General features: G+C 71.5%; 8 protein-coding genes. 3 read left to right on the top strand and 5 right to left on the bottom strand.

Translation table 11 applies throughout. From position 1 onward, the window contains the following. Position 1: 1 nt before the first annotated feature. From uca to CP976_RS04075, 4 genes are all read right to left on the bottom strand, one after another. Positions 2-3,598 carry an urea carboxylase gene (gene uca / locus CP976_RS04090; protein ID WP_150479058.1) on the bottom strand — a complete coding sequence of 1,199 codons (3,597 nt, stop codon included), beginning with the start codon at positions 3,596-3,598 and terminating at the stop codon, positions 2-4. After that, positions 3,595-4,413 carry an urea amidolyase associated protein UAAP2 gene (locus CP976_RS04085; protein ID WP_150479057.1) on the bottom strand — a complete coding sequence of 273 codons (819 nt, stop codon included), beginning with the start codon at positions 4,411-4,413 and terminating at the stop codon, positions 3,595-3,597. The genes uca and CP976_RS04085 overlap by 4 nt, the downstream gene beginning before the upstream one ends. A 1-nt stretch (position 4,414) precedes the next feature. Continuing rightward, the gene (locus CP976_RS04080) at positions 4,415-5,311 is read right to left on the bottom strand and encodes an urea amidolyase associated protein UAAP1 (protein WP_150479056.1); all 897 of its coding nucleotides are present in this window, start codon (positions 5,309-5,311) and stop codon (positions 4,415-4,417) included. A gap of 71 nt (positions 5,312-5,382) precedes the next feature. After that, the gene (locus CP976_RS04075; protein ID WP_150479055.1) at positions 5,383-6,978 is read right to left on the bottom strand and encodes an amino acid permease; all 1,596 of its coding nucleotides are present in this window, start codon (positions 6,976-6,978) and stop codon (positions 5,383-5,385) included. Between the two features lie 271 nt (positions 6,979-7,249). Here CP976_RS04075 and CP976_RS04070 point away from each other — a divergent pair, with 271 nt between their 5' ends. Next, positions 7,250-8,662, top strand: coding sequence for a DEAD/DEAH box helicase (locus tag CP976_RS04070; protein ID WP_150479054.1), 1,413 nt, complete (start codon positions 7,250-7,252; stop codon positions 8,660-8,662). A gap of 321 nt (positions 8,663-8,983) precedes the next feature. Beyond that, a complete protein-coding gene (locus CP976_RS04065; protein WP_190147013.1) occupies positions 8,984-9,919 on the top strand; it encodes a D-alanyl-D-alanine carboxypeptidase family protein in 936 nt (311 codons plus the stop codon). A gap of 20 nt (positions 9,920-9,939) precedes the next feature. Here the strand turns inward: CP976_RS04065 and CP976_RS04060 are convergent, their stop codons facing one another. Next, positions 9,940-11,625 carry a CocE/NonD family hydrolase gene (locus tag CP976_RS04060; RefSeq protein ID WP_150479053.1) on the bottom strand — a complete coding sequence of 562 codons (1,686 nt, stop codon included), beginning with the start codon at positions 11,623-11,625 and terminating at the stop codon, positions 9,940-9,942. 49 nt (positions 11,626-11,674) lie between these two features. Between CP976_RS04060 and CP976_RS04055 the strand changes: the two genes are divergently transcribed. Next, on the top strand, positions 11,675-12,442 hold the full coding sequence (locus tag CP976_RS04055; RefSeq protein WP_229876284.1) for a TetR/AcrR family transcriptional regulator: 768 nt from the start codon (positions 11,675-11,677) through the stop codon (positions 12,440-12,442). Positions 12,443-12,485 lie beyond the last annotated feature (43 nt).

The raw sequence follows: 12,485 nt of genomic DNA, 5'->3' as shown, positions 1-12,485 counted from the left end.
CTCATGACCTCACCGCCGCGAGGACCTGGCCGGCGGCGACCTGTTCACCGGGCTTGACGTAGATGTCCAGCAGGGTGCCCGCGGCGGGGGCGCTCACCTTCGACTCCATCTTCATCGCCTCCAGGGAGAGGATCGGGTCACCCTCGGCCACGACGGCGCCCGGCTCGGCGACGGTCTGCCAGACGGTGGCGGTGAACGGCGCGGTGACCGGGACCGCGCCGTCCGGGACGGTGACCGCGACGGTACTCGCGGCTGCGGGTCCGGGATCGTCGTCCCGGTCGAACTCGCCCGTGGCCCGCCAGCGATCCTTCTCGGCCTCGAACGCGGCGCTCTGCCGCGTGCGGAAGGCGGCGATCGAATCGGCCTCGGCGGACAGGAAGGCGTTGTACTCGGCGATCGAGAAGGCCCCCTCCTCGGTCCGGAAGGCGCCGCGGCCGGCGTCGGTCTCGGCGCGCAGTTCGAGCAGTTCCTCCGCGGTGACGGGATACCACTCGATGCGGTCGAAGAAGCGCAGCGCCCACGGCGAGTCCTCGAACAGCCCGCCCTTGCGGAACCGGTTCCAGATCTGCACCGTGCGGCCGACGAACTGATAGCCGCCGGGACCCTCCATGCCGTAGACGCACAGATAGGCGCCGCCGATGCCCACGGAGTTCTCCGCGGTCCAGGTGCGTGCCGGGTTGTACTTGGTGGTCACCAGGCGGTGCCGCGGGTCGAGCGGGGTGGCGACGGGGGCGCCGAGATAGACGTCGCCGAGGCCGAGCACCAGGTAGGAGGCGTCGAATACGGTGCGGTAGACGTCGTCGGCGGTCTCCAGGCCGTTGACGCGGCGGATGAACTCGATGTTCCACGGGCACCACGGGGCGTCGTCGCGCACCCCCGCCATGTAGCGCTCGATGGCGAGCCGGGTCGCCGGATCGTCCCAGCTCAGGGGAAGCCGCACCGTGCGGGAGGGGACCACCAGCTCATGCGTGGGCGCGACCTCGTCCTCCAGCTCACGCAGCAGGACGGTGAGATCGCGGGCCTTCAGCCGCCGGGTGTCGGTGTGGATCTGCAGTGAGCGGATGCCCGGGGTGACGTCGACGATGCCGTCGGGCGCGTGCGCGGCGAAGGCCTCCTGCAGGGCGTGCACGCGCATCCGCAGCCCGAGATCGAGCACCATGGGGCCGTACTCGACGAGGACGTTGTCGTCGCCGGCCCGGCGATAGGTGACGCAGGGGCGGTCGTCGGTGGCCTCCAGACGGCCGAGTACGCCGTCGTCACCGTCTCCGCCCGCGCTGATCAGCGCGGGCGAGGCACGGCGGGCATCCAGGGCGGCCGCCTCGGCCTCCCTGACCGGTACAAAGCGGACGGTGTCTCCGGGGCGGAGCTGACCGAGCTTCCACAAGTCCCCGCTGGCGACCACCGCGGGGCAGACGAAACCGCCCAGGGACGGCCCGTCGGGGCCCAGGATGATCGGCGTGTCTCCGGTGAAGTCGAGGGCGCCCACCGCGTACGGCGTGTCGTGGATGTTGGAGGGGTGCAACCCTGCCTCGCCGCCGTCCTGGCGGGCCCACTGGGGTCGGGGCCCGACCAGGCGGATACCGGTGCGGGCCGAGTTGTGGTGCACCCGGTAGTCGGTGGCGTAGAGGGTGTCGATGTCCTCGCGGGTGAAGAACTCGGGCGCCGCGTGCGGGCCTTCGGTGACACCGATCTGCCAGTGCGGGGTGATCGCCGGCCGGCGCTCGGGCGGTGTCGGCCCGCCACCGGCGGTCGCGGCGGCCCCGGGCCGCAGGACGTCTCCGGCGAGCAGTGCCCGACCGCCGTGTCCGCCGAAGCCTCCGAGGGTGAACGTCGAGGCGCTGCCCAGGTATGCGGGTACGTCGACGCCGCCCCGGACGGCCACGTAGCTGCGCAGGCCGGGACCGCGGCAGGCGCCGAGGACCAGGGTGCCGCCGGCCGGGACCGGCACCGGCTCCCACAGGGCCGCCGCGGCGCCGTCCACCGTGACCGGGACGGGGGCGCCGGTGACGGCGACCACGCAGGCGGCTGAGAAGCGCAGGGTCAGCCCGCCCGCGGTGACTTCGAGCCCGGGCGCCCCGGCCGGGTTGCCGACGGCCAGGTTGGCCTCGGCGAAGGAGACGGGGTCGAAGGGCCCGCTCGGCGGCACGCCGACATGCCAGTGGCCGAGCCGGCCGGGAAGGTCCTGGACGGTGGTCATCGCTCCCGGCACCAGGACGTCGACGCGTGGCTCGGGGTCGGTGGCGGTGGCGAGGGTGCTGGTGCTGTGCGCCGCCTCGCGCACCTCGTCCCGCACGGTCAGCGAGCGCAGCAGGCCCAGGTTGGTGACGACGCCGTCGACCCGGCTGGCGGCCAGGGCCTGGCCGAGCACGTCGAACGCGGTGTCGCGGTCGGGGCCCTTGCCGATCACCTTGGCGAGCATGGGGTCGTAGTACGGCGAGACCTCCAGGCCGGTCTCGGCGAAGCCGTCGACGCGGACGCCGGGAATCTCGTCGGCGCCCTGGCCGGGGAAGGCCGCCCGGGTGATCAGGCCCGAGGAGGGAGCCGAGTCCTTGCCCGGGTCCTCGGCGTAGACGCGGGCTTCCACGGCATGTCCGGCGGGCGTCCACTCCCGCTCGAACACCCAGTCGTCGACCCTGCCGTCGCGGGCCAGGGTGAGCATGAGCGCGACGAGGTCGACGCCGTACGCCTCCTCGGTCACCGGGTGCTCGACCTGGAGCCGGGTGTTGACCTCCAGGAAGGCGGCCTCCTCGCGCACGGGGTCGTAGACGAACTCCACGGTCCCCGCGCCGCGGTAGCCGACAGAGGCGAGCAGCCGGCGCGACGAGTCCCGCAGCAGTCGGCGGACACGGTCGGGCAGGGCCGGGGCCGGGGCCTCCTCGATCACCTTCTGGTTGCGGCGCTGCAGCGAGCAGTCGCGGTCGCCGAACACGGCGATCCGGCCGGTGCCGTCGCCGAAGACCTGCACCTCGACGTGGCGGGCCGGGCGTACCAGACGCTCCAGGAACACCCCGGCCGACCCGAAGTGGGACTCGGCGAGCGCCGCCACCCCGGCGAAGGCCTCGCGCACCTCGTCGCCGGTGGCGCAGGCCCGCATGCCGATGCCGCCGCCACCGCCCGTGGCCTTGACCATCACGGGCAGCCCGATCGACTCGGCCGCGGCGACGGCCTCCTCGGCGCTCCCGAGCAACTCGGTCCCGGCCAGCAGCGGGACTCCGGCCGCCCCGGCCAGTGCGCGGGCGGTGTGCTTCTCGCCGAAGGCGGTGATCTGGTCGGCGGTCGGGCCCGCGAAACGCAGGCCGGCCTCCTCGACGGCACGGGCGAAGGCGGTGTTCTCGGAGAGGAAGCCGTAGCCCGGGTGGATGATTCCGGCGCCATGGGCGAGCGCGGCCTCGATGATCGCGTCGCCGCGCAGATACGAGTCGCGGGCGGGCGCCGGACCCAGGCGGACGGCGTGGTCGGCTTCGCGGACGTGCGGGGCGGCCCGGTCGGCGTCGGAGAAGACGGCGACGGTACCCAGGCCCAGCTTCCGGGCGGTGCGGATGACACGGCGGGCTATCTCACCGCGGTTGGCGACGAGAACAGCGGTGGGGCGGGTCACGCGGCGTCCCCCGGGGTGCGCGGGGCCCGCGCGGACCGCGGGCCACCCGCGACGGGACCGGGGCCCCCGCCTCGTGCCGGGGCCACGACGATCATTCGCAACGGGGTCGGGTTGAAGTCGTTGCACGGGTTGTTCATCTGCGGGCAGTTGGACACCATCACCAGGACGTCCATCTCGGCGCGCACCGCGACCCGGCGGCCGGGCGCCGACATGCCGTCCACGATGCCCAGCGCGCCGTCCGCCTCGACGGGCACGTTCATGAACCAGTTGAGGTTGGAGACGATGTCCCGCACCCCCAGACCGCGCCGCCCCGCCTCGGCGAGGAAGTTCTCCCGGCAGCCGTGATGGAACATCACGTGGTGGCCGTAGCGCAGGGTGTTGGACTCCTTGCCGCAGGCGCCGCCGATGGTGTCCTGGCGGTCGATCTCGTTGGCGACGACGGTCATCAGCGGGCGGCCCTCGCTGCTGCGCAGCACGGTGCCGGTGCGCACATAGGCGTTGCCCTGCCAGGCCAGGGTGTCGGGGACGCTGTAGCGCTCCTCGGGGTCGTCGGCGTTGTAGAGCAGGCAGTCGGCCGACTGGTTGCCGCCGACGTCGACGATGGTCAGGACGTGTCCCTCCGTCACCACCGCCGACCAGGGCGCGTTGGGGGCCACCTTCTCGTCCAGGACGACCGCGCCCTCGACCAGGCTCGCTCCCCAGTCCAGGGGGGAGCCCCCGGCGTACACCGCGCCGACCGGGACGGTGGAGGGGAGGGTGCCGCCCGAGGTGGTCGGGTAGGTGGCCGACGTGCTGTCGGTCTGAGTGGTCGCCATGTCACAGCCCCCGGGCTTCGCAGTAGTCGACGGTGTTGAGGTAGGCCCGGTGCAGCTCGGGCGTGGCGGTGAACCGCGGATCGGCCGGGCCGGTGGCGGCTGCGCGCCAGGCGTGCACGCGCAGCGGCCCGACGACGTAGCCGGGGCGCGGGTCCAGCGGATGCGCGACGTTGGCGACCAGCACCAACAAGGGCATTTCCGCGAGGAGTTCGACGTGCTTGCCCGGACCGGCGCTGCCCCGCCAGGCGAGGGCACCGTCCGCCTCGACACGTACGCCCTGGAAGAAGGAGAGGCTGGGCGGCAGGTCGCGGCGGCTCAGGCCGTGTTTGGCGGCCGCCTTGAGGAAGAGTGCGCGGCCGGAGGGGGACGGCCCGTGGGGGCGGGCGTCACCGTACTTGCGTTCGTTCCAGGCGTCGGTGGTGGTGCCGCAGAAGGCGTCGTGCCGGCCGGAGGAGTCACCGGTGACCACGGCCAGGACCCGGCCGTCGCCGGACAGCAGCGGATGGTTCTCGCCGAGGTAGGCCTGCCACGGGATTTTCTGGGTGTCGGCGACGTTGAGCCGCTCCGTCGGTTCCAGGGCGTTGAAGAGCAGCAGGTGGGGGCAGGCGTCACCGGTCGGGTCGTCGAAGCGCAGCCGGGTGCCGCGGGCGAGGACCTTGTGGGTGTAACCGCCGGGTGCCACCGTCTCCGCCCATACCAGGGCGGCCGGGTCCACCGCCGGCGGGCAGTGCGGGCTGCCGGACGCCGGGAGGTACGGCATCCACGCGCCGGCCTGTCCGCCCTGGGCGCGGGCGTCGTCGCGGGCACTTCGGACACTGTCGGTCAGGTGCAGATCACGGACTCCGGTGGGGTACTGGTCGTGAGGTGCGATGGCCGTCGGCTCGTCGGCTGTGGTCATGGATGTCCCGTCATCCCTTCGTCAGTACGTCATCAGGGCGTCTGGTTGCGGCGCGCACGGCCGTCGAACCCTCAGGCGGGCTCGGCGACGGCCTCGGCCTGTGCGGGCGGCTCGACGTGCGTGGGGGGTACGTGCCTCAACTCGATGTGGCGGTGCAGCCGCCGGGCGAGGAAGTAGGTGGCGCCGACGGCCAGACTGAGCCCGATGAAGAGAAGGGCGCTCCACCGCAGCCACCACGTGCCGCCGGTGAGGTCGTAGATCTCCGGACGGGGCCAGATCAGGTTGACCGTCATACCGGCCCCGTAGAGCACCGCGAGCGTGTTGACCGCCGTCCCCCAGCGGCCCAGCGAGAACAGCGGCCGGCCTGTCTCGTCGACGCCCTCCGGTTGCCCCCGGTGCCGGATCCGGGCGACCAACTGCGGCAGCGTCACGCCCAGATAGGCCAGGTACAGCATGGCGATGCAGAGGCTGGCGAGGGCGGTGAAGATCGCCGTCTGGCGAAGGTTGACCACGAGCGCGATCGCGGCGCCCACGCCCACCACGACCGACGTGGTGATCGGCGTACCGGTACGGGCCGAGACCTTGCCGAGGTGCCGGTGGAACGGCAGGGCGCCCTCGCGAGCCATGGAGTAGATCATCCGTGCGCCGGAGGTCTGCACGGCGAGCGTGCAGGCGAACACCGCGACCGCGACGCAGCACAGCAGCAGCCGGCCCAGGACGTCGCCGAGCCGGTCGGTGAGCACCCAGGACAGACCGCCGGTGGCCAGGTTCCCGTCGGTCAGGCTGCTCGCCGCCATCAGTCCCGAGAGGATCAGCAGCGCGCCGCCGACGCCCGAGAGGATCAGTGCCCGCAGGATGGTCCGGGGAGTGGTCCGGCGTGGGCTGTGTGTCTCCTCGGCCAGTTCGCCCGCCGAGTCGAAGCCGACCATGACGTAGGCCGCCATCAGCGAGGAGGCGAGGAACGCCCCGATGTAGCCGCCGTCGCCGGCCCAGCCGGTGTGGTGGGCCACCACCTGCGGGCCCCGCTCGGGCAGGAAGAAGAGCACCAGCACCAGCGCGATCACACCGACGATCTCGATCGCGACGCCGACGCTGGTGGCGGCGGCCATTTGGCGGATGCCGAGGATGTTCACCGCCGTGGTGAGCACCAGCAGGAGGCAGCCCAGAAGAACCGCGTTCTGAGCGCCCGTCGGGGAGCCGACCGACGGGTCGGCTCCCGCTCCGCCGACGATCTGGAAGCCGGACCAGATGCCCGGCAGCACCGCCTGCGCCGCGATCGCGGCCGCCGCGACGGTGAGGATCTGGCCGATGATCATGATCCAGCCGACGAACCAGCCCACCGTGGTCCCGGCCAGCCGGCTCGACCACTGGTAGATGGCCCCGGAGATGGGCCAGCGTGCCGCCAGTTCGGCGAAACAGAGCGCGACCAGCATCTGGCCCGCGAAGACCAGCGGCCAGGTCCAGAAGAACGCCGCCCCACCGAGGCCGAAGCCGAGGCCGAAGAGCTGGAAGACGGTGGTGAGGATCGACACGAAGGAGAAGCCGGCGGCGAATGACGCGAAGCTGCCCACCCCCCGGCGAAGTTCCTGCTGGTAGCCGAGGGTGGCGGGACTTGTCGCGACGCCACCGTCGGGGCTCTGCCCAGGGGCGAGTTCGGGCCGACCCATCACGGCACCTCCGGTCGATCAAGGAATACCTGTCGATTGACAGGTATGGCGATGGTGGGGCGGACGCGTCTCACGTCTGGGTCCCGGACGTTAACTTCGTGTGTCTGGTGCCACGCGAGCGGCGCGACCACGACAGGCCCGGGCGGCGTGTCCCGTGCTAGCGTTACCCGTTTGCAGCGTCGCTGTGCCGGTCTCCATTCGGTGTCTCTGGCTGGTGCCTGCGTCCCTGCCGCGCCTTCCTCGGTACGGTCCCTTCGGAGGAAGGCTCTCTGTGAGCGAATCAGCACGTGCCGATGCCCGGCAGCGGGACGAGGCGTCGGGGGCCGCTTCGGCGCCGCACACGGCGGCGTCCTTCGCGGAGCTGGGGCTGCCGGCCGAGCTTCTGCGGGCGCTCGATGAGCACGGTGTGACCGTGCCCTTCCCCATCCAGGCGGCGGCGCTGCCGAACGCGCTCGCGGGACGGGACGTCCTGGGCCGGGGCCGCACTGGATCCGGCAAGACGCTCGCCTTCGGCCTGGGGATGCTCGCCCGGACGGCCGGGCGGCGCGCGCAGCCGAAAGAGCCGCTGGCGCTCGTTCTGGTGCCCACCAGGGAGCTGGCGCAGCAGGTCGGTGAGGCGCTCACCCCGTACGTCGAGGCGCTGCGGCTGCGGCTCGCGACCGTGGTGGGCGGCGTGTCCATCGGACGGCAGGCCGCCGTGCTGCGGGACGGCGCCGAGATCGTCGTCGCCACGCCCGGTCGGTTGCACGACCTCATCGAGCGCAAGGGCTGCCGTCTGGGACGGGTGCGCATCACGGTCCTGGACGAGGCCGACCAGATGTGTGACCTGGGGTTCCTGCCACAGGTCACCGAGATTCTGGACCAGGTGCGCCCCGACGGGCAGCGGATGCTGTTCTCCGCCACCCTCGACCGCGACGTCGACGAGCTGGTGCAGCGCTACCTGCGCGACCCCGCCGTCCATTCCGTGGACCCCTCGTCCAGCGCGGTCTCCGCGATCGAGCACCACGTCTTCGTCGTGCACGGCCCGGACCGTTACGCCGTGACCACGGAGATCGCCGCGCGGGACGGCCGTGTCCTGCTGTTCCTGGACACCAAACACGGCGTCGACCAGCTCACGCGGCATCTGCGGGCCAGCGGCGTGGCCGCCGCCGCACTGCACAGCGGGAAGTCCCAGCCGCAGCGCACCCGGACCCTGGCCCAGTTCAAGAACGGACAGGTCACCGCGCTGGTGGCGACGAACGTCGCCGCACGCGGCCTGCACATCGACGACCTGGACCTCGTGGTCAACGTCGACCCGGCCACCGACCCGAAGGACTATCTGCACCGCGCGGGCCGCACGGCCCGGGCCGGCCGTTCCGGCACCGTCGTGACACTCGTCCTGTCGGGACAGCGCCGCGAGACGAGCCAGGTCATGACGGACGCCGACGTGGCCCCCAAGGTCACCAAAGTGCGGTCCGGCGAGGCGGAGTTGAGCCGGATCACCGGCGCCAGGACCCCCTCCGGAAAGATGCTTGACGGCGGGCCGTCCGTACCGCGCCCCAAGAACCACAACGCCCCGTTCCGCGGCCTGGGCAGCACCAAGGACGCGAAAGACGGCTCCGGCGGCAGGCCGTCCCGCAAGAGCAGCGAGGCCCGCAAGCTCGCGGAGGCCCGCAAGGCGGCCCGGGTGCGGCGCGGCGGCTGAGACCGGCTTCCCGGACTGCCCGGGGTGTCTTCGTCTACTCCGGGCTTCTTCGGCGAGAGGACCTCCTGACGTTCCAGCGGCCACTCCTGCGCTCCGGGCCGTGGTACTACATGGCCGACGACGTCGGTCGGCGCCCGCGCACGCCGCTCCGCCGTCGGCATGCGGTCCACGTTCAAGCGTGCGGCGACGCCGACCGCCTCGTCGGGGTATTACTTCCGCCCGCCCTACAACCCTCGGTGTCCCCCGTGAGTCTCCCTAGAGCCTCCCCCCGCTTCATTTCGCAGATGCCCTCTGGCATTTGACACACTCGGAGCGTTCATAGTGAAAACCGGCATCAAGGGCGTACGTATCCGCAGAGCCGCAGCTGTCGCCGGCGCCGGCGCGCTGCTCGCGGGCGGCGCCCTGACCGCGCCCGCGCAGGCGGCGACCGCGCCCTCGGTCAGCGCCAAGGGCGCGTTCATGCTCAACAGCGCGACGGGCTCCACGCTTTACAGCAAGTACGCCGACACCAAGCGGCCCATGGCGAGCACCACCAAGATCATGACGGCTCGGGTCGTGCTGAGCACCCCCGACCTGAACCTCGACCGGAAGGTCACCATCAAGCAGGCTTACCGGGACTACGTCACTGCCAAGGGCGCGAGCACCGCGGATCTCAAGACCGGCGACAAGGTCACCATCCGCCAGTTGCTCCATGCGATGCTGCTGCCGTCCGGCTGCGACGCCGCGATGGCCCTCGCGGACACGTTCGGCACCGGTACGACCATCTCGGCGCGGACCAAGTCGTTCGTCAGCAAGATGAACGCCAAGGCGGACACCCTCGGCCTGACCAACACGCACTTCGACTCGTTCGACGGCAACTCGACGCAGAACACGAACTACACGACGCCGCGCGACCTCGCCAAGCTCGCGCGCAGCGCGATGAAGTACTCGACGTTCGCGGGCATCGTGAAGAAGCCGAAGACCGTGCAGTACGCGACGACCAGCACCGGCGGCACCCGCACGTACACCTGGTACAACACCAACCAGCTGCTGGGCTCGTACAGCGGCGCGATCGGGGTGAAGACGGGTACCAACACGCCGTCCGGCCCCTGCCTCGTCTTCGCCGCGACCCGCAACGAGAAGACGGTCATCGGCGTGCTCCTCAACGACCAGTACCGCTACACGGACGCCGCCAAGTTGCTGGACTACGCCTTCGGCACCAGCTCGGCGAGCACCATGCGGCTGCGCACCCTGCCGACGGGCGCTCAGAGGGACTGACCTGGTCTGACGCTGACGATTTACGCGAGCCCCGAGCCGTGGGGAAGCACCAGTGCCGAGTCCGTGTGGAGTGTGATGCGCACCGGTGTGAAGGTGGTGGCGTCCATCGGTGACTCACCGGTGCCGGGACTGCGGGCGTAGCGCGGGTGGGCGCCTCCGCTGATCTGCCAGCGTATGCGGTGGCCGACGGGGAAGCGGTGGGCGGTGGTACTCATCGGCACCGTGACGTGAGAGGGCGCCTGGTCGGCCGTCCGGAGTCGGCCGAACCCGTCACAGATGTTGACGGAACGGCCTTGTGGGTCCACGTCGCACAGGCGGGTGAAGACGTCGGCGTGCCCGGTGTCCGTGGAGATGCTCAGCCGTGCGGAGACGGGGCCCAGGATGTCCAGGGGCTCGGTCAGTGGCGGGCTGGTGAATGTCAGGACGTCGTTTCGTGCCTCCAGGGTGCCGTTGTCCCGGGGGCCGGCGGTGCGGGAGAGCAGGGGCCCGCCGAGGGAGGGCGTGGGGTCGGCGGGGTCGTAGCGGAACGCCGTCACGGGTGCGGAGTCCACGGTGGCCTGCTGGGTGAGATGCCCGCCGGGGACGGGGTACCACGAGCCGGCAGCCGTGGCCGGCGGCCAGTCGTCGAGGTCCCGCCAGGTGTTTTCGCCGCCGATGTGCACACGCACCGCGGTGGGACGCAGGCCGGAGGGATCGGCGTACAGGTGGGCTCGCAGCCAGGCGAGGCTTTCGGTGAACACCTCGGGCCATCCTTGCTGCAGGGCCGAGGTGTGGGTCCAGGGACCGACGAGCAGGGCGGTCTCGCACCCGGCCTGGCGCAGTCGGTCGTACTGCTCGAAGGTCTGGTCGACCAGTGCGTCGTGCCATCCGGTGATCAGAGCTGTGGGCACGCGCAGCCGCTCCGCCGACTCCGCCAACGACGCGCCGCGCCAGTAGGCGTCCTTGGCGTCCGGGTGTGTCATCACGTCGTCCAGCCAGGGCACTTCGCCCCCGAGGGCTGACACGTACGCACCGCGCAGGGGCCGCGCGGTGATGACGTCGCGCAGGCGGCGCTGCAGACGCAGCATCGCCCTCAGGAACGGCGCCATGCCTCGGTGCTGGTAGTGCATGCCCGCGCCGACGACGAGGGCGTTCTCCAGGCGGAGCGCACCGTCCGCGTGGAACAGCGCGTAGGGATCGTGCAGCCCTACTTGCACCACCATTGCCTTGAGTTCCGGCGGTGGGTCCAGAGCGAGGGCCCATTGCACGTAGCCCAGGTAACTGGGGCCGACGGTCCCCAGTGTTCCGTTGAACCAGGGTTGCTCGCGCAGCCAGGAGACCGTGGCCCGGCCGTCGGCGGGCTCGTTGCGCCACAGGTCGAACACGCCGCCCGAACCGCCGGTGCCGCGGCAGCTCTGCAGGACCACGTGGAAGCCCTGTTCGGCGAAGAGCAGGCCGTACTGGGGTGACCACGGCAGGCCTCGGCCATAAGGCGAGCGGACCAGGAGGGTGGGGAAGTCGCCCTGGGTGCGCGGAAAGTAGTGGTCGGTGATCAGCGGGCTGCCGTCGGCGGCCGGCACCACCAGCCCCGGCTCCCATCCGACCTCGTGCCGTTTCGCCGGCAGACCTCGCCAGGTCGCCCTCATCATCCGGGAGGACAGCGGCGGCTTTCCGGCGGGTGGCACCCAGGCCGGTCCGGCCACGGCGTCGGGCGTGCGTGATGGCATCGTTCTCTCCTCTATTCTCGTACGACGTACGAGAATAGAGGATGCTTGGATGAACCTGGCAAGAACCACCTCGACGACCAAGGGGAAGGAGTGCGAGGCCGTGCCCAGTGACGGGAAGCCCGGTGCCGTCGGCGTCGATCCCGAGCAACTCTGGCTGCGTCCCACTGAGCCCCGCAGAGGCCGCAGACCCTCCTTCAGCCGCGAGGCGATCACCGCGGCAGCCGTCACTCTGGCGGACGCGGAAGGACTTGAAGTGGTCACCATGCGGCGGGTGGCCGCCGAGGTCGGAGCGGGCGTCATGTCGCTCTACAGCTACGCCCCTGACAAGGAGACGCTGCTGGAACTGATGGTCGACCACGTCAGCGGGGAACTCACGGTGACGGACCCACCCAGCGGCGACTGGCGTGCCGATCTGAAGACCGTGGCCCACTTGCAGCGCGCCCACATGCTGCGCCACCCCTGGCTGCCCGCCGCCTTGACCACCCGTCGCGTCCCGGGCCCCAACACACTGGCCTTCCTGGAACACGTGCTGGCCGTCCTGCGGCCCACCGGGCTGGACGGTGCGGCGAAGCTGGAGGTCTTCGCCCAGCTCACCGCATTCGTAGCCGGGCACGTCGGCCATGAGATCGCGCAGGCCGCAGTCTCACGATCGCCGGACCGGGCCGCGGCCGAGGGCCGCTACCTCGCCGCTGTCGCCGCCGACGGCAGCCACCCGGAGCTCGCCGAAGCCCTTTCCGCCCCCGGACGTCCCCTCACTCCCGAGGCCACCTTCACCCGGTTCCTCAACCGCCTGATCGACGGCCTCGACACCGACTGATGCCACGCACAGTGACCGGCCGTCGCCATCCCGATCGAGACAG

This window comes from Streptomyces coeruleorubidus, from assembly GCF_008705135.1.
In the GTDB taxonomy this organism is placed as follows: domain Bacteria; phylum Actinomycetota; class Actinomycetes; order Streptomycetales; family Streptomycetaceae; genus Streptomyces; species Streptomyces coeruleofuscus.
This window is presented reverse-complemented; position numbering and strand designations above follow the sequence as displayed.

Excerpts from the sequence above, each read along its gene's own strand:
- CP976_RS04085 (WP_150479057.1), bottom strand. The coding sequence starts at position 4,413 with ATGGCGACCACTCAGACCGACAGCACGTCGGCCACCTACCCGACCACC.
- CP976_RS04080 (WP_150479056.1), bottom strand. The coding sequence starts at position 5,311 with ATGACCACAGCCGACGAGCCGACGGCCATCGCACCTCACGACCAGTAC.
- CP976_RS04075 (WP_150479055.1), bottom strand. The coding sequence starts at position 6,978 with ATGGGTCGGCCCGAACTCGCCCCTGGGCAGAGCCCCGACGGTGGCGTC.
- CP976_RS04060 (WP_150479053.1), bottom strand. The coding sequence starts at position 11,625 with ATGCCATCACGCACGCCCGACGCCGTGGCCGGACCGGCCTGGGTGCCA.
- CP976_RS04055 (WP_229876284.1), top strand. The coding sequence starts at position 11,675 with ATGAACCTGGCAAGAACCACCTCGACGACCAAGGGGAAGGAGTGCGAG.